Origin of the sequence: Providencia sp. PROV122 (assembly GCF_028482365.1) — a bacterium.
GTDB classification, from domain to species: Bacteria; Pseudomonadota; Gammaproteobacteria; order Enterobacterales; family Enterobacteriaceae; genus Providencia; species Providencia stuartii.
This window is the reverse complement of sequence record NZ_JAMPQI010000013.1, coordinates 140,094-162,369: the sequence shown is the minus strand read 5'-3', so window position 1 is coordinate 162,369 and position 22,276 is coordinate 140,094. Positions and strand designations below refer to the sequence as shown.

20 protein-coding genes are annotated in these 22,276 nt (G+C 41.0%); 11 read left to right on the top strand and 9 right to left on the bottom strand.

Annotated features, from left to right (window positions below; translation table 11 throughout):
• The 5 genes from PSE69_RS11570 to cecR all read right to left on the bottom strand — a co-directional run.
• Nucleotides 1-871, bottom strand: an 871-nt coding sequence (locus tag PSE69_RS11570; protein ID WP_272675239.1) for an ABC transporter permease, incomplete at its 3' end; no start/stop codon positions are given.
• 12 nt (nt 872-883) lie between these two features.
• Nucleotides 884-2,023, bottom strand: a complete 1,140-nt coding sequence (locus PSE69_RS11565) for an ABC transporter permease (RefSeq protein ID WP_004917851.1) — start codon at nt 2,021-2,023, stop codon at nt 884-886.
• Complete coding sequence (locus tag PSE69_RS11560; RefSeq protein WP_060560670.1) at nt 2,020-3,762, bottom strand: ATP-binding cassette domain-containing protein; 1,743 nt, start codon at nt 3,760-3,762, stop codon at nt 2,020-2,022. Before PSE69_RS11560 ends, PSE69_RS11565 begins: the two co-directional genes overlap by 4 nt.
• Before the next feature lie 12 nt (nt 3,763-3,774).
• Nucleotides 3,775-4,767, bottom strand: a complete 993-nt coding sequence (gene hlyD, locus PSE69_RS11555) for a secretion protein HlyD (RefSeq protein WP_116820406.1) — start codon at nt 4,765-4,767, stop codon at nt 3,775-3,777.
• Between the two features lie 84 nt (nt 4,768-4,851).
• Nucleotides 4,852-5,538 carry a transcriptional regulator CecR gene (cecR, locus tag PSE69_RS11550; RefSeq protein ID WP_004917856.1) on the bottom strand — a complete coding sequence of 229 codons (687 nt, stop codon included), beginning with the start codon at nt 5,536-5,538 and terminating at the stop codon, nt 4,852-4,854.
• A gap of 291 nt (nt 5,539-5,829) precedes the next feature.
• Here cecR and rhlE point away from each other — a divergent pair, with 291 nt between their 5' ends.
• The 3 genes from rhlE (at nt 5,830) to PSE69_RS11535 (ending at nt 8,543) form a co-directional block, all read left to right on the top strand.
• Entirely contained in the window at nt 5,830-7,167 is a 1,338-nt protein-coding gene (rhlE, locus tag PSE69_RS11545; protein ID WP_036943538.1) for an ATP-dependent RNA helicase RhlE, read from the top strand.
• A complete protein-coding gene (gene dusC / locus PSE69_RS11540) occupies nt 7,167-8,129 on the top strand; it encodes a tRNA dihydrouridine(16) synthase DusC (RefSeq protein ID WP_004917859.1) in 963 nt (320 codons plus the stop codon). Before rhlE ends, dusC begins: the two co-directional genes overlap by 1 nt.
• 165 nt (nt 8,130-8,294) lie before the next feature.
• A complete protein-coding gene (locus PSE69_RS11535; RefSeq protein ID WP_014657779.1) occupies nt 8,295-8,543 on the top strand; it encodes a GlsB/YeaQ/YmgE family stress response membrane protein in 249 nt (82 codons plus the stop codon).
• A gap of 137 nt (nt 8,544-8,680) precedes the next feature.
• On the opposite strand, the gene sseA is transcribed toward PSE69_RS11535, so the two are convergent.
• Nucleotides 8,681-9,520: a 3-mercaptopyruvate sulfurtransferase gene (gene sseA, locus PSE69_RS11530; protein ID WP_004917864.1), complete on the bottom strand. Its 840-nt coding sequence runs from the start codon at nt 9,518-9,520 to the stop codon at nt 8,681-8,683.
• A gap of 27 nt (nt 9,521-9,547) precedes the next feature.
• Nucleotides 9,548-9,709, bottom strand: a complete 162-nt coding sequence (locus PSE69_RS11525) for a hypothetical protein (RefSeq protein WP_014657780.1) — start codon at nt 9,707-9,709, stop codon at nt 9,548-9,550.
• Nucleotides 9,710-9,950: 241 nt separating this feature from the next.
• Between PSE69_RS11525 and dinG the strand changes: the two genes are divergently transcribed.
• Nucleotides 9,951-12,059: an ATP-dependent DNA helicase DinG gene (gene dinG / locus PSE69_RS11520; RefSeq protein WP_014657781.1), complete on the top strand. Its 2,109-nt coding sequence runs from the start codon at nt 9,951-9,953 to the stop codon at nt 12,057-12,059.
• 90 nt (nt 12,060-12,149) lie between these two features.
• On the opposite strand, the gene dps is transcribed toward dinG, so the two are convergent.
• Together dps and rhtA are read right to left on the bottom strand one after the other, a co-directional pair.
• Nucleotides 12,150-12,653, bottom strand: a complete 504-nt coding sequence (gene dps, locus PSE69_RS11515; protein ID WP_004917871.1) for a DNA starvation/stationary phase protection protein Dps — start codon at nt 12,651-12,653, stop codon at nt 12,150-12,152.
• A gap of 289 nt (nt 12,654-12,942) precedes the next feature.
• Nucleotides 12,943-13,830, bottom strand: a complete 888-nt coding sequence (rhtA, locus tag PSE69_RS11510) for a threonine/homoserine exporter RhtA (RefSeq protein WP_072502930.1) — start codon at nt 13,828-13,830, stop codon at nt 12,943-12,945.
• Nucleotides 13,831-14,193: 363 nt separating this feature from the next.
• Here rhtA and PSE69_RS11505 point away from each other — a divergent pair, with 363 nt between their 5' ends.
• The 7 genes from PSE69_RS11505 to PSE69_RS11475 all read left to right on the top strand — a co-directional run bounded on the left by PSE69_RS11505 (nt 14,194) and on the right by PSE69_RS11475 (nt 22,276).
• Nucleotides 14,194-14,769 (top strand): TIGR00730 family Rossman fold protein, encoded by a 576-nt coding sequence (locus PSE69_RS11505; RefSeq protein ID WP_004917874.1) that lies wholly within the window; start codon nt 14,194-14,196, stop codon nt 14,767-14,769.
• Between the two features lie 17 nt (nt 14,770-14,786).
• The gene (locus PSE69_RS11500; protein ID WP_004917876.1) at nt 14,787-15,245 is read left to right on the top strand and encodes a GNAT family N-acetyltransferase; all 459 of its coding nucleotides are present in this window, start codon (nt 14,787-14,789) and stop codon (nt 15,243-15,245) included.
• 354 nt (nt 15,246-15,599) lie between these two features.
• The gene (locus PSE69_RS11495; RefSeq protein ID WP_014657783.1) at nt 15,600-17,198 is read left to right on the top strand and encodes an ABC-F family ATPase; all 1,599 of its coding nucleotides are present in this window, start codon (nt 15,600-15,602) and stop codon (nt 17,196-17,198) included.
• A 982-nt stretch (nt 17,199-18,180) separates the two neighbouring features.
• On the top strand, nt 18,181-18,507 hold the full coding sequence (locus PSE69_RS11490) for a helix-turn-helix domain-containing protein (protein ID WP_004917882.1): 327 nt from the start codon (nt 18,181-18,183) through the stop codon (nt 18,505-18,507).
• Nucleotides 18,508-18,648: 141 nt separating this feature from the next.
• The gene (locus tag PSE69_RS11485) at nt 18,649-19,164 is read left to right on the top strand and encodes a fimbrial protein (protein ID WP_014657784.1); all 516 of its coding nucleotides are present in this window, start codon (nt 18,649-18,651) and stop codon (nt 19,162-19,164) included.
• Between the two features lie 45 nt (nt 19,165-19,209).
• Nucleotides 19,210-19,740 carry a fimbrial protein gene (locus PSE69_RS11480; RefSeq protein WP_004917888.1) on the top strand — a complete coding sequence of 177 codons (531 nt, stop codon included), beginning with the start codon at nt 19,210-19,212 and terminating at the stop codon, nt 19,738-19,740.
• Nucleotides 19,741-19,777: 37 nt separating this feature from the next.
• A complete protein-coding gene (locus PSE69_RS11475) occupies nt 19,778-22,276 on the top strand; it encodes an outer membrane usher protein (protein ID WP_154610507.1) in 2,499 nt (832 codons plus the stop codon).

The window sequence follows — 22,276 nt, the reverse complement described above, 5'->3', positions numbered from 1 at the left end:
AAACAAATACACCGATAAATGCTTGTTGCTGGGTTGAACACAAAGCCGATATTAATAATCCAAAACCCACTAGTGAAAGGCCATAAACCACCATAGTTGCATAAAATAGCGTGAGGGAGCCTGCAAAGGGGATTTGGTAACAGAAGATACCAATGACTAAGACTAAAGTCGCTTGCGCGGTGGCAATAATCAATGCGGGTACGGCTTTACCGATAAAAATTTGCCAAGTCGTGAGCGGCGATACAAGTAATTGGTCAAGGGTTCCCTGTTCGGCCTCTCGGGCAATCGACAGGGAAGTGACAATCAGTACGCCAATGGTCGTGATTAATGCCACCAGTGATGGCACGATAAACCATTTATATTCCAGATTAGGGTTATACCAGTTACGAACCACTAACTCGCTATTATTGGCTAAAGGGCGGCCTGCCGTTAGCTCGCTTTGATATTGTAATACGATTTGTTCAATATAGTTAGCGGCAATTTGCGCGCTGTTAGAGTTACGTCCATCAAGTAATAACATCATCTTCGCGGTGTGCTGGCTATCGATGTCAGCGCTAAAATTTTGCCCGAAGCGTACGACTAATAAGCTTTCTCGGTTATCCAGTGTTTCTCGGATCTCGTGCTCATTTTTGAGTAATCGTACTTGAGAAAAGGCTTCTGCTTTTGCTAATCGTTGAGTTAATTCAATAGAGTGCTTCCCGCCATCTTGATCGAAAATGGCGATCGTGGTGTTGGTAACCTCAAGGGTTGCAGCCAAAGGAAACAAGATCATTTGGAAAATAACAGGCATGAGCAAAATGATCCGCGTTTGCTTCTCCTGCAATAACGTCTGTAGTTCTTTCATGATCAAGGTATATAGGCGGTAAAACATATTTCATCCTTATCAATCAAGACGACGGCGTGTTTTCCATGCCGTTAAGCCAATAAATAAAATAGCGGAGGCGATAAGTAACAGCAGATTGGTGAACAAAACAATATAGATATCGCCTGCCAGAAATAGCGTTTGTAAGCTGCTGACAAAATAGCGCGCCGGAATGAAATAAGTCACGATTTGGACAAATATTGGCATGCTTGAGATTTCAAAAATAAAGCCTGATAGCATAATTGCTGGCAAAAATGCCGCATTCAATGCGACCATTGCGGCATTAAATTGATTGCGAGTGATGGTGGAAATCAATAGCCCCATTCCGAGAGCGGTCGCTAAATAGAGGCTAGTGATCAAAAACAGCACTAAGAGTGAGCCTCGATAAGGTATATTTAATAGTGATGTCGTGACAATCATACACAAGATCATCACAAAGGAGCCTAAGACTTGATAGGGTAATAATTTGGATAAAAGTAATTCGGTGCGTGTAATCTGTGTCGAGAGAAGGGCTTCCATTGTGCCGCGCTCCCATTCACGAGCAACAACCAGTGATGTCAAAATAGCTCCAACTACCGTCATTATGATACTAATGGCACCGGGTATAATGAAATGCTGACTAATTGCAGCTTCATTGAACCAATAACGCATATTTAACTCAATGAGGGGATCTGTGGGATAGCCTCGATTTTCACCTTGTTGTATCAACCACGTATACCAGATCCCTTTGGTGTAGGCTTGTACAAAGTTCGCAGTATTAGGCTCACTGCCGTCGGTAATCACTTGTATGGCGGCATGCCCTTCAGGACGTAGCAATTGGGCTGAGAAGTTCACGGGGATAACGATAATGCCGCGAATTTTGCCCGCTTGCATTTTTGCAATTAATTGTTGCCGATTATCGCTAACCGTAGCGTCAATAAAAGGGGAGCCTGTAAATGTATCGACGAGTTGGCGTGCTTCATGGCTTTGTTGATCCATCAAGATGCCAACACGTAATTGACTGGAATCCAAATTGATCCCATAACCAAAAATAAATAACAGCATTAGGGGGATCACAACGGCAATCAATGCACTACTGGGATCGCGTACGATTTGTTTGCTTTCTTTAATGCATAATGCACGGAGTCTACGCCAAGAAAAATGAGACGCGTTGGCGGTCATTGTTCCTCCCGCTGTTTATCATAATCAAGTATCAACCCAATAAAAGCATCTTCCATTGATGGATTTGGATGACTTTCACTAGCGACTTGCTGTTTTAGCTCATCTGGCGTACCTGCGGCAATGATCTTGCCGTGATACACTAATCCTATGCGATCACAATACTCTGCTTCATCCATAAAGTGAGTTGTCACCATGACGGTTACGCCTCTATCGACCATGCCGTTGATATGTAGCCAAAACTCACGTCGAGTGAGAGGGTCGACCCCCGATGTCGGTTCATCAAGAAATAAAATATCTGGCTCATGCATAAGGGAGCAGGCAAGGGCAAGGCGTTGTTTAAAGCCAAGAGGGAGTGAATCAGTTATTTGATTAATAATTGGCTTAAAATTAAAGGCCTCAACCATTTCAGCTATTTTATGTGTTTGATGCTTACCATGCAGACCATAAACACCAGAAAAGAATTTGAGATTCTGCCCAACCTTTAAATTGCTATAGAGCGAGAATTTTTGCGCCATATAGCCGAGGTGTTGCCGTGCTTTATCTGAGCTGGTCTTTAAATCCATTCCTAACACTAAGGCATGACCTTCGGTTGGTCTCATCAATCCACACATCATTTTAAAGGTGGTTGATTTCCCCGCACCATTGGGGCCGAGTAAGCCAAAAATTTCACCGCGTTTTACTTGAAAATTGACGCTATCCGTCGCGGCAAAATCACCAAATTTTTTCGTTAGATCACGCGCTTCAATAACGGTTTCACTTGGATTAGCAGGGATTTGCGGCATGATAGCCGCCAATTCTGAGCGATGGGAAGGCCCCCCACCTAAGAGATCAATAAAAGCATCTTCAAAACGTGGCTCTGCCTCAATCAGCTTCCCATCAGGCATATGCAAACGGTGAAGTAGCGACGTTTTAGACGCATTAGGCTTTAATATTAAACGGATATAACGCCCTTGGATCACGCCATCGCTGGTTTCCGGAAGAACGAGGGCATTTTGCAATATTGTACGTTTATTGGCGGCCGGAACATCTAATAAATAGGAGCGACCAACCATAGTTTGGGTCAGATCTTGAGGTTTCCCTGAAAAAAGCAATTGGCCTTGGTTAAGGAGCAAAACATGTTTGCACTGTTGGGCCTCATCAAGATAGGAGGTACTCCAAAGGATCAGCATCCCCTCATCGGCTAAAGTGTGTACCATTCGCCATAATTCGCGTCGTGCGATGGGATCAACCCCAACCCCAGGCTCGTCTAAAAGTAGCACCTTTGGTCTGCCAATCAGTGTGCAAGCTAACCCTAGCTTTTGTTTCATACCGCCGGATAATTTACCGGCAAGTCGACCTGTAAAATTTGTTAAATCAGTAAAGGTGAGCAACTGACGATAAATTTTCTCTCTCTCTTCACCGAGGACGCCACGTAAATCAGCATATAAATCAAGATTTTCTTGGACGGTCAGATCTTCATATAAGCCAAATTTTTGTGGCATATATCCTAAATTAGCATGCACTTGTACGCTGTCTTTAATCGGATCTAATCCCATTAGACTGATTGTGCCTGAATCAGGTTTTAATAAACCGGCAAGCATTCTCATTAACGTCGTTTTGCCTGCACCGTCTGGGCCGACTAAACCCGTTACCGAGCCACCATAGATCTCGGCCGTTAAGCTCTCTACTGCGGGGGAGTCTAAACCCTGAAATGTTTTTTCAACCCCTTGAAGACGAATGCAGTCATCGTGCTTACTCATCATGCACTCTTATCACTGAATTTCAGCAAAGCGGATGGTAACTGGCATGCCTTGGCGTAGTGCCTCATCAGGATCGCTGACAACGATGCGTAGCCGATATACAAGATCAGTACGTAATTGCGGAGTTTGTACGCTTTTTGGCGTGAATTCAGCGGTTGGTGATACAAAACCAATGGTACCGTGATAAGGGGTATCTGGACGGCTATCGGTGTAGAGCAAAACTTCTCGACCAGGAACGGCCATCCCTAAATTAGGCTCATCGACATAAGCCCTTACCCAAACAGGCGTCGTGAGAGTGACACTAAATACAGTATTACCAGCACCGACAATGCTGCCAGGCTCAATGGCTCGCGTTAGGATGGTTCCATCTGAGGGGGCTGTTAATACGGTATCTTTTAAGTCTAATTCTGCCTGTGCAACAGCCGCTTCAGCTTGTAGCCATTCGCCTCGTGCAGCCGCTATCTCTTCTTGACGGAAACCGCTTTGATACTGGTTTAGTTTATCTTGTGCGGCTTTTAATGCGGCAAGTGCTTGATTTCGATTTGTCTTTGCATTGTCTAGCTCATTGGCAGAAATCACATGGGAGGCTGCGAGTCCTTTTTGGCGCTGGTAAAAACTTTCAGCGTATTTCCATGCCGCTTGTTTTTGGGCAACCTCTGCTTCAACTTGTGCAATTTCTTGAGTGCGATAGCCTTTTTCTTTCATAGCTAGCTGGGCTTTTGCACTGTCTCTAACGCCCTTTGCTTTGTTTAATGCGTTGATATAAGGCGCTTGGTCAAGCTGGCCTAAAGCTTGACCGGGGGTAACGCGCGCGCCTTCATCAACATTCAAAGACGCGAGCTTCCCACCAACACGAAAACCAAGGTTGACGGTTCGTACATCAACATTACCATATAAGGTTAATGTTTTATCTTGCTGTGATTGATACCAATAATAACCACCCGCAGCGAGACCGATTACTATGACAATAAGAATTAAAAAGATTGAACGACGTTTATTGTTCATAATTAACCTTATTCTTCGTGTAGATTACATGTCTAAAAATAGATAGTTCGATAATCTATAACCGTTTTTTATGGATTAATGATATCACTTTTGTGCCTCTTTGCGATGACGCAATCCTTCCAACAAGATATTGGTGTGCTCTATCAGTACTTGGTTAATGATTTTATATTCCTCTTCATTGATATGTTTCCAGCCAGTTTGCCGAAGTAACGTCTCTCTTGCGATACGAAACGAGAGCGTTTCCCCTAAGATGGCATGGGTTTGGATTAAGGTGGTTAGGCTGTTGGGATCGGAGCCTATATAAATGGCAATAAGACGGTTTAATTTGGTGTAAATAGGTCCGAGAGCCTGCTCATGAATAATGGTATAGGCTTCGGTTGGGTTGAGTTGCTCTCTAGCGAGTATTCGAGAAAAACTCAGGTTCTTTTTTTCTAGCTGAAAGTAATTATAACCGACTAATGCTTTTTGCAAGAGTTTGATGGCCTCATCAGGAGGGGGATTGGTTTGACGAAGATATGTATCAATTTCCGCGGTTGTCTCGCTAAAGTTTTCTTTTATTGTGTTCGCAATCAATTGGGCTACAGCGAGATACAGCCCCTCTTTTGAACCAAAATAATAGGAAATGGCGGCAATATTTTGCCCCGAAACTTGAGCAATTTTGCGGGTTGTTGCTCCGTCGAGACCTAATTCACCATAGACATCTGCAGCTGAGCATAGCAACTGCACTCTGGCGTTTTCTCCTCGATGTGTTGACGGTGTGTTTGTAATCATGAAATTTCCTTAAACATTCAAAACTAAATATCAACCTAACAAGCTCTACACGGCTTTTTGCATAATTCAGTGACGGAAAACGACATATTCTAGTTTGTAATAGTTATATATACTATATTTGAGTAATTTTGTATTAATTTATTTTCTAAACTAAATTAATATACTTATTAGAGCCAAATAATGTTAGACTTCCCGCAATTGCACGGCAGTTTGCATCTTTTCTTCATCTACAATCCTTCCCCTCGAACTGCCTCTGATCATTCAGAGTGGTGAAGTCCGGAGTAATTTAATTTGACTAGTTTTTCAGACCTCGCATTAAACGAGGAAATTCTGCTCGCCATTAATGAGTTAGGCTACGAAGCCCCTACGCCTATCCAACAGCAAGCTATCCCAGCAGTCCTTGATGGTCACGACCTCTTAGCGAGTGCTCAAACAGGAACAGGGAAAACGGCGGGTTTTACCTTACCCATTTTACAAAAATTAATTTCGACTCCTAGAATTGGAAAAGATCGCAAACCGATTAGGGCATTGATCTTAACGCCGACACGTGAATTGGCTGCGCAAGTCGCTGAGAATGTTAAGGAATATAGCCGTCATTTAAGGATCCGCTCATTTGTCGTGTTTGGTGGTGTCAGCATCAACCCACAAATGATGAAGTTACGTGGCGGTGTTGATATTTTGATTGCGACGCCGGGGCGATTACTCGACCTAGAGCATCAAAATGCGGTCAATTTATCTCAAGTTGAGATCCTTGTTTTGGACGAAGCCGATCGTATGCTTGATATGGGGTTTATTCATGATATTCGCCGTGTGATCAGTAAGTTACCTAAAAAACGTCAAAACCTGCTGTTTTCAGCTACATTCTCTAATGAAATTAAACAATTAGCGAATAAATTACTGGATAACCCTGTGACGATCGAAGTCGCTCCTCGTAACTCGGCTTCTGAGCAAGTCACCCAGTTTGTCCATCATGTCGATAAGAAACGTAAAGCAGAGCTGTTATCTTACATGATAGGCCGTGAAAACTGGCAGCAAGTTCTTGTTTTTACACGCACAAAACATGGTGCGAACCGCCTTGCTGAACATCTAAATAAAGATGGCGTAAAAGCGGCGGCAATTCATGGTAATAAGAGCCAAGGCGCGCGTACACGTGCATTAGCAGATTTTAAATCAGGTGATGTTCGAGTACTGGTGGCGACAGATATTGCGGCACGTGGTTTAGATATCGAACAATTGCCGTATGTTGTTAACTTTGAACTGCCTAATGTAGCGGAAGATTATGTTCACCGTATTGGTCGTACAGGGCGAGCAGACGCAACAGGAATGGCTGTTTCACTGGTATGTGTTGATGAGTTAAAGCTGCTAAAAGATATTGAAAAGCTACTAAAAAAACCGGTTCCTGTTATGGCGATAGAAGGTTATGAGCCTGATCCTTCCATTAAACCTGAACCTATCCAAAAAGCGCCGCAGCGTAATAATGAAAGGCGTAGTGCAAATAAACGCCATAATACGTCTGTGAAGCCGCGCCGCGAACGTACTGGTGCTGATAGCTCAAAAGATAAATCGGCATCAGCCTCACCATGGAAAAGCGCACAAAAAAAAGTGCGTCAGGGACGCGGTGAAGGCTAATGCGTGTGTTACTTGCCCCGATGGAGGGGGTACTTGACTCGCTTGTGCGCTCCTTACTCAGTGAGGTCAATGATTACGATCTCTGTATTACTGAGTTTGTACGAGTTGTCGATACCCTTTTACCGGCAAAAACGTTTTATCGGTTATGTCCGGAATTGCGTCATGGCAGTCGGACACCATCAGGTACGTTAGTACGCGTTCAGTTATTGGGGCAGCACCCTCAGTGGTTAGCTGAAAACGCCTATAGGGCAGTTTCGCTGGGTTCATGGGGGGTAGATCTGAATTGTGGATGCCCCTCTAAAACCGTGAATGGCCATGGGGGTGGTGCAACTTTACTAAAGCAACCAGAGCTTATTTATCGTGCCGCAAAGGCGATGCGAGAGGCTGTTCCAGAGGAATTACCTGTTTCTGTTAAAGTCAGGTTAGGGTGGGATAATAGCCAATTTTGTCATGAAATCGCAGATGCCGTGGAGCAGGCTGGAGCGACGGAATTGACGGTGCATGGCCGTACCAAAGAAGATGGCTATCGAGCTGAAAAGATTAATTGGCAAGCTATTGGCGATATTCGTCGCCGCTTATCCATCCCTGTAATTGCCAATGGTGAGGTGTGGGATTATGAAAGTGCTCAGCACTGCCTAGCAATAACGGGATGTGATGCGATTATGATTGGGCGGGGCGCTCTGCATACGCCTAATTTAAGTCATGTCATAAAAAGCAATCAGCCCAAAATGGCTTGGGAGCACGTCGGCAGCTTGCTATTAAAATATACAGAGCTTGAAAAACAAGGAGATACGGGGAATTACCATGCCGCACGTATCAAGCAATGGTTAGGTTATTTACGTAAAGAATATCAGCAAGCAGACAGACTATTTTCTCTGATCCGAGCGCTAAAGAGTGCTCGCCAGATCGCTGAAGTGATCGAATCTGAAGTAAAAAAGCCAGCAAAAATGATGGAATTTTAATCATTCGGTTGTTTATGATTTGCTAAAATAGAGTATTAGTTCTTAACTTAAAGGGCTAATGGCTTTTTTAATCATGCTAAATTGACTTAAATCGTATGTCATAAGATGGCAAACTAACATGGTTAAAATCTATTTTTACCGTATTAATTCGTTTGGAGGTCGATGATGGGAGTCATTTCTTGGGTCATTTTTGGTCTGATTGCAGGGGTATTGGCTAAATGGATTATGCCAGGCACTTACCATATTGGTTTTATCATGACTATTGTACTCGGAATTGTTGGGTCTGTTGTGGGTGGCTACATCAGTACCTTCTTCGGTAAAGGTAAAGTAGACGGCTTCAATTTCGGTAGTTTTGTTGTTGCGGTTATCGGTGCGATCGTCGTGCTATTTTTAGCTGGGATATTTGCCAAATAGCGATTGACTAAACTTATCTCGATTTGAAAGAAATAACCCTCTCCGTGAATAGAGGGTTATTTTTTTGAATACTATTTAATGTTGATTAAGTATTAATCCGATTTTTAGTTCAATTAATCTTTTGATTAGATGAATAATTAAGACTCTATAGGTAACCCATTGTCTTGGCCCCATTCTGCCCAAGAGCCATCATATAGCTTAACATTTGTGTTGCCTAATAGAGTCAGAGCCATGAGCACCACAGCCGCCGTCATACCAGAGCCACACGTTGTGACGGAAGGGGCATGAATATCAATACCTTGCTCTGCAAATAGGGCTTTAAGTTGGGCCGGTGATTTAAATTCACCATTTTCAACTAATTGATCCCAAGGCATGTTTTTACTACCGGGGATATGGCCCATACGTAGCCCTGGGCGAGGCTCAGGTGCTTGCGCTAAGAAACGTGCCGCGGCACGAGCATCAATAATTTGTACTTTTCCCTGTTCTACGAGGTTAAGCATTTGTGTTTGATTTAATGCGTTGTCACCGTGGCGCTGAGCGGTGTAGTGCTGTGGGGCTGGCGGCGTGACCTCACCGGATTCAGTTTGGAAACCGAGTGCTTTCCATGCTTCAATGCCACCCGCGAGAATTTTGACATTTTTATGGCCCATTGTGGTGAATGTCCACCACGCACGTGGTGCTGAGAATAAATTATTCTGGGCGTAAATAATAACCTGAGTGTTATTGTTAATTCCCATTTCACCGACCGCACGGCTAAAAGTTTCAGCGTCAGGCAGCATATGAGGCAGGGGTGTTCGAGTATCAGCAACCTTATCTTGATCAAAAAACTGTGCGCTTGGAATATGCTCTTCTAACCAACGTTGTCGGCAATCATAGGGTGCTGTTGGGGGCGGAGATGAAGCATCTAGTACGATAAGGTTAGAGTCAGACAAATGGTCATGTAACCATTCGGGTGTTACAAAATAAGCGTCATACATAAATTATCTTCATCCTGAATGTAAATATTATTGAACCTGACCCGCTGAAGGTATAATTGAGGGTTGCTGTGCCTGACTCTGCTCAATAGGTGTCGTTGAGCGTGTATAAATATTCATGCCAGCTAAGACAATTCCACCGATGGAGCCGAATGCGCAGAGTGCGCAAAGCGCGATAACAACCTTTTTCATTTTTATAGCCTGAATTGAAGAAATAAACCCAAAGTATAACCCGATGTTTGTTGCAGACAAGTTAAATACTCTTTTTTGTGCGGATGGATCCGGAATTTGCCAACCTGTTCCCAATTTTATGGCATAATGGTTTTTTAAACAGTAGTTTTTGCGAGCGCCTTCGTAAGCATATATTGTTTAATTCGATGTTATTGACCTACTTGGTTATCCTATATCTTCTAATGTGAACAGCAGTGAGCCTATGTCCCTGTCAAATAAAATGAAAGAACATATAACCCAATGGTACAAAGGGTTATCACAGCACATTGACGGGTTCGTATCCCGCGCGCCTCAGCGCCAAATGATTGCTGAAGTTGCTAAAAATTTGGCGGACGAAGAAGGGCGGCATTTGGTTATTGAGGCTCCTACAGGGGTTGGTAAAACATTATCTTATTTGATACCGGGTATTGCTGTTGGCCGAGAAGAAGGCAAAACATTGGTTGTCAGTACTGCGAATGTTGCATTACAAGATCAAATATTCAGTAAGGATCTGCCCTTACTCAGTAAAATTATTCCTGATCTTAAATATACAGGGGCTTTTGGGCGAGCACGCTATGTGTGTCCACGCAATCTGGAAGCAATCTGTGCCGCAGAAGGTGAACAAATTGACTTAATGTTGCTGGTGGAAGATAAAACCGAAATCGCAAACAGTGAAGAGAGAGCGATTTGCCAGCAGTTACGTAATGATTTTCATAGTTTTGCATGGGATGGCTTACGGGATCACCATAAGCGTGCTTTTAGCGATAGCTTATGGCGTAAGGTCAGCACTGACAAAATGAATTGCTTAGGCCGTAATTGCCAATTTTATCAGCGTTGTCCCTTTTTTATTGCTCGGCGGGAAATTGAAGATGCGGATGTGGTGGTTGCAAACCATGCGCTGGTGATGGCGGCAATGGAAAGCGAATCGGTATTACCAGATCCTAAAAAACTCCTTTTAGTACTGGATGAGGGGCATCATGTGCCTGACGTAGCAAGGGATGCGTTGGAAGTGGAAGGCGAGATCACACTCGTTCAATTAACAGCACAGGTGGATAATTTTCTTCATCATGTGGGGCAATATCTCGCTCAGTTTAGGCCTGCCAAGCCGCCAAAATTAGCGAACCCAGAGCGGTTACAGCAGCACGCGGAAAAGTTAAGAGAAGCATTTCGTGATTTTTCGCTACTAACCAACGCATTATTACCAGAAACCTCAAAGGATAATGAGTACTTATTTCCGATGGGGCTGTTGCCTGAGGCAATGCAGCTATGTTGCCAAGAACTTTTCAAACTGACCGACGGGCTAAGAGGGTTAGCGGAATCAATTCTCAATGATTTAACCGAGCAAACGGCTAAACAGGATATTGTTCGCTTACATCGCTCTATTCTATTAACTAGCCGAGCAATGGGCTATTTTGAAAATATGGCGAAATTATGGCGGTTAGCGTCAATTGACCAAACATCAGGAGCGCCAATTTCGAAATGGCTTAGCCGTCGTTATGAGAAAAACCAGTCTCGTTTATTTCTGCACTGTGCTGGGATACGGGTTAGTGAGCAATTACAGCAGCTATTATGGCGCAATGTGCCACACATCGTGATCACATCAGCGACGTTACGCTCACTTAATAGCTACTCTCGTTTTCAAGAATTGAGTGGGTTATCAGAAAAAAGTGATGACCGTTTTGTGACGCTGTCTTCACCCTTTAATCATATTGAACAGGGTAAACTGATTATTCCTCAAATGAAGTACGAACCAACTATCTCGAATGAAGAGCTACATTTAGCGGAGATGGCAACGTATTTCCGGCATCAATTAGAAAAAGGTACTCATCGAGGTATGCTAGTGTTGTTTAGTAGCCAGCGAGCGATGGAAGGGTTTCTGGAACATGTAAAAGATTTACGCCTACAATTGTTAGTGCAAGGGGATCAGCCGCGTTATCGGTTAGTTGAAACCCATTGTGACAGGATCAATAAAGGGTTAACCAGTGTACTGATAGGGTTGCAGTCATTTGCGGAAGGGCTTGATTTAAAAGGTGAGTATTTAACACAGGTACATATCCATAAAATCGCTTTTCCACCGGTGACTAACCCCGTGATTATTACTGAAGGTGAATGGTTAAAATCGCTTAAACGTTATCCGTTTGAAGTACAAAGTTTACCAAGTGCATCATTTAATTTGATTCAACAAGCAGGAAGGTTGATCCGTAGCCATGAATGCTATGGTGAGATTGTTATCTATGATAATCGATTGATCACCAAAAATTATGGTAAGCGGTTGCTGAACGCATTACCCGTGTTCCCGATTGAACGGCCGGCTATGCCAAGCGGTACGTAACGTTAACGTCTTTCTTAATAGTATAATAACAATAAGGCCACACATTAGTGTGGCCAAGGGGTCAATCAACGTTGACTATTTTTATCGACATTACTCAATATTAGCTTCTAAGAACCATAAGAACTTATCGAGGTCGCGTGATGCCGCAGTAAACATATCCGCGGTATCCTCATCTTCGACTTCATCGATAGCTTTACGAATATCGTTAGCCACAACCGCATAACGGTCTGCTAATGCTTTTAGATGATCTTGAACATCGTGGATATCAATTGGATAAGCTTCTAACGATGTAAATTTATTGACTTGCTGAGTCGTACCAATTGCAACTCCACCAAGTTGTACAGCACGCTCAGCAAATTCATCAAGGTGCTCAACTAAAGTGGTACGGAAGCCATCTAGCATTTCATGTACGGCAATAAAGTTACGACCGCGCATATTCCAATGTGCTTGTTTGGTCATTAAAGAAAGATCAGTAAAATGGATGACCATAACATTCAAAATATTGATAGACTCTAATTTAACGCTATCCTCAACATCATTGCGGGTATATAAAAGATTTGCTTGAGGTGCTTTTACTAATTTAGCTGTACTCATAATCTTCCCCTTATAAGTAATTAATTATTCAATAATCTGTTTCTGTTAATTAATATAAAACAACAGAACCAACTTGTCATAATGCAATATTCTATTACTTTGATAGGTAAAATTGATAACGGCTTATAATTAAATAAACGCTTAATAAATATTACTATAGGATTAATAAGCTAATATTTCAATGATATTAAAGAAAGTTTACAATAAATAAGGTTAATAAAGAAAATGTTGTTAACTTTATTAACCTTTATACAAATTAAATAATAAAGAAATTTCTTCCTCTATTTATTTAAGAAACCTCTTCTATTTTTGTTTTAGGGCGTGCTGTGGATGTTGAGCCTATTGAGGCAAAAACAATACATAATAGTGCTAACCATTGAGTAACGGTTAAATGCTCTTGGAGGAAGACAATTCCAAGGAATGCCCCCATACAAGGCTCAAGGCTCATCAAAGTCCCGAAGGTTTTTGCTGGAAGTCGGGTAAGCGCTATCATCTCTAAGGTATAAGGAAAGGCTGTAGAGAGAACAGCAACAGCCAACGCCAACGGCAAAATAGCAGGGTCAAACATAACTTCAACACCTGTCTGCATTAGCCCAATAGGGAAAAAGATCAGGGTTGAAATAAAGGAGCCTATTGCTACGGTTGCGGCACCATAACCTGCGCCAGCCCGTTGGCCAAAAATAATATAGATCCCCCAACAAACGCCCGCACCAAGGGCATATAAGGCACCGACAAGATCTAGGCCATTAATATCATCACCGATAGGCAATAAAAAGAGCAGCCCAACGATGACCAACGCTATCCATAAAAAGTCAATGGGGCGGCGGGATGAAAACATTGCGACAGCCAGTGGCCCTGTAAACTCAAGTGCTACCGCGATCCCAAGTGGAATTCGTTCTAAGGATAAATAAAACAAATAGTTCATGGTCCCCAAAGAAAGACCATAAGTTAACAGGGGAATAAGAGAGTTTCGCCTAAACTTTAATCGCCAAGGTTTAAAAATGACAAATAAAATAATGGTCGCAAGCAATAAGCGTAGCCCAGTCACTCCTGGTGCACCGATAACAGGAAACAGTGTTTTAGCTAGAGATGCTCCGCTCTGAATTGAGGTCATTGCCAGTAATAGCAATCCCACGGGTAATAGAGGAAAGGCACTCTTTTTAGTATCGGCAGACATGGATCGTTGAACCTCAGAAATACGTAATAAAATCAGCAAAAAAATGGCTGATTATTCTTCAATAAAAGAAAATTTTGACAAAGAAAATGTACGTGCTGACTATTAACAACTCAGGTACATAACATAAGCGGTGATTATGACATAAATTTAACATGGATAATATGTATTTATAAAATAGAGAGCACGATAAAACATAGCATTTAATATTTATTTTGTTGACTATATACCCCATGTGTAGGCGCTTTAATTAATTTTAGACAGAGTTTTATATGTTGATGAGGGCGGGATGAGAATGTGTGTTGAGCTTATCCTTATGTAACGTATAATTATTTTCCATAAAAACACGATAAAAACGAGGAAAAAATGAGAAAAATTAACAGTATTGCCGTTTATTGTGGTTCCAGCATGGGAGCTAATGAAGTTTATAAGCAACAGGCGATTAAATTTGCAGAAGAAATGGTCAAGCGCAATATTACTTTAGTTTATGGTGGGGCAAGCGTTGGTATTATGGGCACGGTGGCCGACACTATTTTATCTCAAGGTGGTCAAGCAATTGGAGTTATTCCTTCACTACTTGAAGAGCGTGAAATTTCTCATAAAAATCTGACTAAATTGTATAAAGTTGACACGATGCATCAACGTAAAAGTAAGATGATTGAGCTTGCCGATGGCTTTGTTGCTCTACCTGGAGGTTACGGCACTCTTGAGGAATTTAGTGAGGTGTTCACTTGGAGTCAAATAGGGCTACACACTAAGCCTTGTGGGCTATTTAATATTAATAACTATTGGCAGCCACTAATTGATATGACGAACAAAATGGCTGATGAGGCTTTTTTACAGGAAAAATATCGCCATATGGCGATAGTTGAAAATGATCCAGCAGCACTACTCGATCGTTTTGAAACCTATCTTGCGCCATCGGTTAAAACTTATGATTAAACTTCGGTGAGGTATTTATGATCCGCTGTGCAGTAAAACACGATATTGAAGCTGTGCTGTCTCTCTATGAGCTGTTATTTACTGAAATGGCAGCGCTTGATAGTGAAAGAATGCAGCCTGCTAAACAGATGAGAGATTTTGTTGAAAATACCATTAGTGATGAAAACTTTCATTTGCTCGTGGCGGAATATGATGGGCAAGTTAAAGGCTTTTGCATTGCTCAAAAGCAAACGGCACCGCCTTATAATTGTATGGTTCCTCGACAATTTGCCTATATTTTTGACCTTGTCGTATCTCCCGAGTTGAGAGGCCAAAAAGTGGGGCATCAATTAATTGAGCAAATGAAAACATGGGCAAAAGACAATCAATTAAGCCATTTAGAGCTTACTGTGTTAGCACAAAACCATAAGGCAATTAAGTTTTATGAGAGAGAGGGGTTAACAGAAATCACGCGTACCATGGGAATTAAGTTATAAAATACCATTGATGGTCTAATAATAAATATTAGGCCATCACGACATTATAAATAAATTCTATCTTTTATTATCGCGATATTAAGTTGCCTTAGCGAACAATATTTTTATTTAGAACTTAAAGTTCATCATACGACTTTTTAATTCCATTTATTATATTGCCATAATAGCAATAATAAGTATTGGTATATTGTGGCATAACCGATAAATGCTTACCTCGTTTGATTATATACAGGGCTGAATGGATTACTATTCATCTAGGTGATGCAATCAGTACAAGATCTAAGCGAATGATTGTGGCATAATGCGCCGCTATTTGGTTGGGTATCCTCGACATCGTAAATTAAAGGCATAGAAGTGTTACAGACAAGCAATATCACTATGCAGTTTGGCAGTAAGCCGCTGTTTGAAAATATTTCCGTTAAATTCGGAACAGGGAACCGTTATGGTTTAATCGGGGCAAATGGCGCCGGTAAATCGACATTTATGAAGATATTAGGGGGCGATCTTATACCAACTGCGGGGAATGTGAGTACCACTGACCCTAATGAGCGCATTGGTAAACTCCGTCAGGATCAATTTGCCTTCGAAGAATACACAGTGCTCGATACTGTCATTATGGGGCATGTTGAGCTATGGAATGTAAAACAAGAGCGCGACCGTATTTACGCACTTCCTGAAATGAGTGAGGAAGATGGCTACCGCGTTGCTGATCTTGAAGTCGCTTACGGTGAAATGGATGGCTACAGTGCGGAAGCTCGTGCGGGTGAACTGTTACTCGGTGTGGGCATTCCTGTCGAGCAGCATTACGGCCCGATGAGTGAAGTCGCTCCAGGTTGGAAATTACGGGTACTGTTGGCTCAAGCACTGTTCTCAGATCCCGATATTTTGTTACTCGATGAACCAACCAACAACTTGGATATTGATACTATTCGTTGGTTAGAGCAAGTGTTGAACGATCGTAATTGCACTATGGTCATTATTTCCCATGATAGGCACTTCTTGAATACGGTTTGCACGCATATGGCTGACTTAGATTACGGTGAATTGCGTTTGTTCACGGGTAACTATGATGAGTATATGATTGCTGCAACACAAGCCAGAGAGCGCCTACTTGCAGATAATGCGAAGAAAAAAGCGCAAATTGCCGAATTGCAATCCTTTGTGAGTCGCTTTAGTGCGAATGCTTCAAAATCAAAACAGGCCACTTCTCGAGCACGTCAAATTGATAAAATTCAGCTTGAGGAAGTTAAAGCTTCTAGCCGTCAAAACCCATTCATTCGTTTTGAACAAGAGAAAAAATTATTCCGTAATGCCCTTGAGTTGGAAGGGGTGACGAATGGTTATGATCAAGCTCCGCTGTTTAAAAACTTAAATTTATTACTTGAAGTAGGGGAAAAAATGGCGGTTATCGGTGCGAACGGTATCGGTAAAACCACATTTTTGAAAACACTCGTTGGCGAACTTCCTCCTAAGAGTGGTACGGTTAAGTGGTCTGAAAATAGTGCTATTGGTTATTATGCACAAGATCATGCAGAAGACTTCGAAACAGATCTGACCGTTTTTGACTGGATGAGTCAGTGGAAAAGTGAAGGCGATGATGAACAAGCGGTTCGCAGTGTTTTAGGACGCTTACTCTTCACTCAAGATGACATCAAGAAAAAAGTATCAGTACTGTCGGGGGGTGAGCAGGGTCGCATGTTATTTGGTAAGCTAATGATGCAACAACCAAATATCTTAATTATGGATGAACCTACCAACCACTTGGATATGGAATCTATTGAGTCCTTAAACCTAGCCTTAGAGCTTTATAAAGGCACATTGATTTTTGTCTCTCACGACCGTGAATTTGTCAGTTCATTAGCAAGTCGTATCTTAGAAATCAAAGAAGATAAAGTCATTGATTTCAAAGGAACTTATGATGAATATTTGAAGAGCCAAGGTGTGATTGAATAAGTTTACTGGCGTCAGATAGTCAATGGAAGACCTAGCTTTAAGCTAGGTCTGAGATGACTGAACCTGCAATTTAAATGGCATCGTTACCTGTTTTAGATAGGTTAAATTACCCAATAAAGTAGGTAATATTAAAAAATTAGTGAAATTTGCAGCAAGCCCTCGACCCGTTTTGGCGTCTTCATGTGGTTTCGTCAACCGAAAATGACATTCAGTGCCGCTAGGGTTATTTTCGGCTCTCCATTACGAAATACTCAAAAACGCATTTCCTCAAGTAATACGCATTCAGCTTAACCCAACTGACAATATCGTTTTCACTAAACATTTCCCGCGAGCAGTTTTAATGGCTTGTGACCACATAATGTAACTTTCTACTTTGGTAGCGAGTGCTAGAGGTAGTGGCTCCTCTGAGAGATATCATTAAGTTTATATAACTCAATATTAAGCGATATATGGTGATCTCAATATAAAACATGTGCTGTATTAGGAAATAGCCTCAGAGCCATTGTCATTAATTTATTAATTTAATTTATTTGTATAAAATATCTTTTCAATGTCTTATATCCCTATAAATTAAGTCGATATTAACATGTTATTGTATTTTAATAAGAAGTAGTTAAAAAATGAGTAAATAGATGTACATGATTTACAATTGACTTTTTACTCATAATTTGATGGTTAATTATTGAGCAGTTATAACTTAAATGACCAAAAATATGCCTTATTTTTATAATATATATCGTCATAAAATCACCAGAAGTGAGTAATTGTGGTGATTATCATCTTCCAATAAAGAACATCAAAATTAGATCATCATAACTCATTGTAATCAAATGAGATTATTTTTTTGTATTGATGGTTTTTTTTATATTTAGATAAAGTGAGATTTTCACAGGTATTTAAATAATAAATTAAATTCGTATAATTATCGCGACAAAAGGAAGTAGTAAGTATTAGTCTTAAATATCAGGAGTGGAGACGCTATATGCATATAGAAAAATTTAATTATTCTAGCACCAATGATGGTAAGTCTATTACAAAGATAGTTGGTGCCTCCATGAAAAGAGCAAGAAGAGAAAAGGGATTATCTGGATATGAAATTGCAGTTAAATTAAATATCTCTCAACAACAAATCTCGAGATATGAAAGGGGAATTAATCATATTAGTGTCGATACGCTATTTAATTTTATATTAGCGCTAGATATTAGTTATGAAATCTTGATTCAATATATATTAGAAGAAATGAAGTTAAGTGATATTTATATATTAGATATTAACAATGCCAGTAGGAATGACTTTTTAGTTATATAAATTCTTTTTATTTAAAATCATATGTAAGAATAAACATAATATCCATATTGGATATTATGTTTATTTTCTCAATGGGAAATAAAACGAAACAATACCCCTTATTATAATGGGTATCTATTATCTTATTTTATAGAGGCAGTTATGAGTAAAAAAATTATTTTAGCAGCATTAATTTCCGGGGTAATGAGTTCATCCGTTTTTGCCGCAGGAAGTGGCACGGTATCTTTTCAAGGTGAAATCATTGATGCTCCATGCGGTATCAGTGCTGACACTGCTAGCCAAATTGTACCAATGGGTAAAATCTCCAATGCTTCATTAGCGGATGGTGGTAAATCTACTGCACAAAATTTTAATATTCAATTAGTTGATTGTGATGTTAGCACACTGAAAACAGTTGATGTTTCTTTTACTGGCGGTGCAATTGGTACTGATAGCGATATGTTAGCGATACAAGGTTCAGCATCAGGTGCAGGTGTTGTGGTTATAGGCATGAATGGTGAAAAAGTGAAATTCGATGGCTCATCGGTCACTAACCAAAACCTACTAACAGGTCGAAATACACTGAACTTTTCTGCTTATTTACAAGGATTAAGTGGCCAAGCGATTGTTCCTGGTGATTTTACCGCAGTATCTAATTTCTTATTAGAGTACAAATAATACTTGAAAAGTATTGATATTTAATTTTGAACATAGGACTTCAGTATGAAAGAAAATATGTATTATACCACTATGGCCTTCTTGATTTCTGGAGTCCTTTCATTTGCACATGCTGATGAAGAAACAGGGTTGTTAACTATTCAAGGAGAAATTACAGATGCAGCATGTGCAATCGCGACAGGCTCGAAAGAACAATCTATTGATTTAGGAACGATTCCTATAAGTTTAATTAAACAAGATGGCAAAGGTCCGGAAAAAAGTTTTTCAATTCATCTTATTAATTGCAATTTAATAAGGCATAACAGCCAGAATCAATTATGGAATGCAGTTGAATTAACTTTTGATGGTCCATCTGAAGATAATATTTTTTCAATTTTTGGCGATGCTCAGGGTGTGGGGTTATCTTTAAGGAATTCGAGCGATATAAATATTATTCCCGGTAGGCCAGTATCAAAAATAGATATTACTCCACCATCAATGAGATTGGATTATCATGTGAGATTAGTCTCCAATACCAAACCATTACAATCAGGGTCTTATTACTCTGCGATTCGATTCAAACTTGAATATTATTAAAAATCATTGATGAAATTATTTAATTAGGGATGCTTATATGTATTCATATAAATTGGTTTCCTATCGGCCAAATATGGTTTATTTATATATTTCAGTTGCGTTAAATATATACCCAATAAACTCTATTGCTCATAATGATATTGAATTTAACACGGATGTGTTAGATGTCGAAGATAAAAAAAATATTAATTTAAATCATTTTTCCCGCGCCAACTATATTATACCGGGTAGCTATTCTTTGACTCTCAGAGTGAATGGCGATGAATTATCAGAAATACCCGTTAAATTTATTACGCCTAAAAATGATCCAAAAGGAAGTGAACCCTGTCTTTCACCTGTAGAAACACAAAAGTTGGGGCTAACGAAAGACGCTTATAATTCACTGGCATGGTGGAACGATAATCAATGTGTGGATCCTAATAGCTTAGTAGGGATGTCAATTACTGGGGATTTTTCAACATCTTCTTTAAATGTAAGCGTTCCTCAGGCTTATTTAGAATATAGTGCACCTAATTGGGATCCACCTTCTCGTTGGGATGAAGGTATTCCAGCAATAATGTTGGATTACAATTTAAACGCGACAGCCAATCATTCTTACAATGATGGTAACGATATTTATGCACTAAATGGTAACGGGCTTGTCGGCATCAATACAGGTGCTTGGCGCTGGCGTGCAGAGTGGCAAAGCCGTTTAGATTATAATACTCAGTCATACGTAAAAACGAATAACGATTTTCGTTGGAACCGCTTTTATACCTATCGTGCAATTCCATCATTACAGTCAAAACTAACACTGGGTGAGGATTACTTACAGTCAAATATTTTTGATAGTTTCCGCTTTATTGGTGGTAGCTTGCGCTCGGATATCAATATGATGCCACCGATCTTACGTGGTTATGCGCCAGAGGTAACAGGGATCGCACAAACCAACGCGACAGTGATGATTAGCCAACAAGGACGCACTATTTACGAGACACAGGTCGCACCTGGCCCATTTCGTATTCAAGATTTGAGTGATGCGGTTTCCGGCAAGCTTGATGTCACTGTAAAAGAGCAAGATGGTTCGACGCAACAGTTCCAAGTAGATACGGCAAGTCTACCTTTCTTAACGCGTCCGGGACAAGTGCAATATAAGTTAGCTTTAGGGCAGCCAACGGATATCGATCGACATAGCCAAGGTGATAGCTTTGCCACAGGGGAGTTTTCATGGGGGGTGACTAATGGCTGGTCTTTGTTCAGTGGAACGCTAAATAGCCAAAATTATAATGCACTCTCATTAGGCCTAGGACGTGATTTGCTCAGTTGGGGGGCTATTTCAGGAGATATTACGCACTCGATTTCTAAATTACCGAGTGAAGAGCGCATACATGGTGGCTCATATCGTGTGAATTACTCAAAACGTTTCGAAGCGATCGACAGTCAAATTCAATTTGCGGGCTACCGTTTTTCTGATCGCAACTATATGACTATGTCTGACTATCTAAGTGCTAGGCAATATGGTGAACGTTACGGCAGTAGTAAGGAGCAATACACCGTATCGATGAGCAAGAATTTTAGTGACGCAGGCGCATCTGTTTACCTCAATTATAATCATCAAACCTTCTGGGATCGTCCTGATAATGATTATTACAGCGTTATGTTTTCCAAATATTTTGATATTGGAACGATTAAAAACGTCAGTCTAACGGTTTCGGCAAATCGTAGTATTTACCAAGAGAGCCATGACGATAGCGGTTATTTATCGGTGAATATTCCATGGGGCAGTGGGGTACAAATCGGCTACTCGCTCGATACTAACCGTCACGATACAACCAATCGTATGACGTATTACAACAGCACTGATGAACGTAATAGCTATCAATTGAGTGTAGGGAATACGCGTAAGGGGCTATCAAGTAGTGCGTTCGTGACTCATCAAGGCGATCTTTCGCGCATTACAGCTAATGCTAGCTATATGCGTGGGCAATATAGCGCAGTGGGAGCTTCTTTTAATGGTGGTTTAACACTAACACCAAATGGCGGTGCTTTCCATCGTATGAGTTCGATGGGAGGAACGCGTCTATTAGTTGATACTGATGGTATTTCTGATGTTCCTATCAAAGGTTATGGCAGCCCGATAACGTCAAACCGATTTGGTAAAGCGGTAGTGACTGAGCTCAGTAGCTATTATCGCAATAAAGCCAGTATCGACCTCAATGCGTTGCCTAATGATGTTGACGCTCAACAATCTGTTGTTCAAGCCACTTTGACAGAAGGTGCTGTTGGTTACCGCAAATTCTCTGTCATATCAGGGCAAAAGAGAATGGTGGAGATCCGTTTGGCAGATCATTCTTTCCCACCATTTGGGGCTCAAATCTTTAATCAAAAAGGGCAAGAAGTCGGCATCGTCGGTGATTCAGGAAGCGCTTACGTTAGTGGGATCAACGCAAATGAAGTGATGAGTGTGCAGTGGGGGGGGGATGCTCAATGTCAAATCACCTTCCCTGAGCCACTTCAAAATAGTGAACACGCATTGTTATTGCCGTGCCGTGTATAG

Bases quoted from the DNA above. Each gene is read 5' to 3' on its own strand.
- PSE69_RS11565 (WP_004917851.1), bottom strand. From the start codon at position 2,023: ATGACCGCCAACGCGTCTCATTTTTCTTGGCGTAGACTCCGTGCATTA.
- PSE69_RS11560 (WP_060560670.1), bottom strand. From the start codon at position 3,762: ATGAGTAAGCACGATGACTGCATTCGTCTTCAAGGGGTTGAAAAAACA.
- hlyD (WP_116820406.1), bottom strand. From the start codon at position 4,767: ATGAACAATAAACGTCGTTCAATCTTTTTAATTCTTATTGTCATAGTA.
- cecR (WP_004917856.1), bottom strand. From the start codon at position 5,538: ATGATTACAAACACACCGTCAACACATCGAGGAGAAAACGCCAGAGTG.
- dusC (WP_004917859.1), top strand. From the start codon at position 7,167: ATGCGTGTGTTACTTGCCCCGATGGAGGGGGTACTTGACTCGCTTGTG.
- PSE69_RS11535 (WP_014657779.1), top strand. From the start codon at position 8,295: ATGGGAGTCATTTCTTGGGTCATTTTTGGTCTGATTGCAGGGGTATTG.
- sseA (WP_004917864.1), bottom strand. From the start codon at position 9,520: ATGTATGACGCTTATTTTGTAACACCCGAATGGTTACATGACCATTTG.
- PSE69_RS11525 (WP_014657780.1), bottom strand. From the start codon at position 9,709: ATGAAAAAGGTTGTTATCGCGCTTTGCGCACTCTGCGCATTCGGCTCC.
- dinG (WP_014657781.1), top strand. From the start codon at position 9,951: ATGTCCCTGTCAAATAAAATGAAAGAACATATAACCCAATGGTACAAA.
- dps (WP_004917871.1), bottom strand. From the start codon at position 12,653: ATGAGTACAGCTAAATTAGTAAAAGCACCTCAAGCAAATCTTTTATAT.
- rhtA (WP_072502930.1), bottom strand. From the start codon at position 13,830: ATGTCTGCCGATACTAAAAAGAGTGCCTTTCCTCTATTACCCGTGGGA.
- PSE69_RS11505 (WP_004917874.1), top strand. From the start codon at position 14,194: ATGAGAAAAATTAACAGTATTGCCGTTTATTGTGGTTCCAGCATGGGA.
- PSE69_RS11500 (WP_004917876.1), top strand. From the start codon at position 14,787: ATGATCCGCTGTGCAGTAAAACACGATATTGAAGCTGTGCTGTCTCTC.
- PSE69_RS11490 (WP_004917882.1), top strand. From the start codon at position 18,181: ATGCATATAGAAAAATTTAATTATTCTAGCACCAATGATGGTAAGTCT.
- PSE69_RS11485 (WP_014657784.1), top strand. From the start codon at position 18,649: ATGAGTAAAAAAATTATTTTAGCAGCATTAATTTCCGGGGTAATGAGT.
- PSE69_RS11480 (WP_004917888.1), top strand. From the start codon at position 19,210: ATGAAAGAAAATATGTATTATACCACTATGGCCTTCTTGATTTCTGGA.
- PSE69_RS11475 (WP_154610507.1), top strand. From the start codon at position 19,778: ATGTATTCATATAAATTGGTTTCCTATCGGCCAAATATGGTTTATTTA.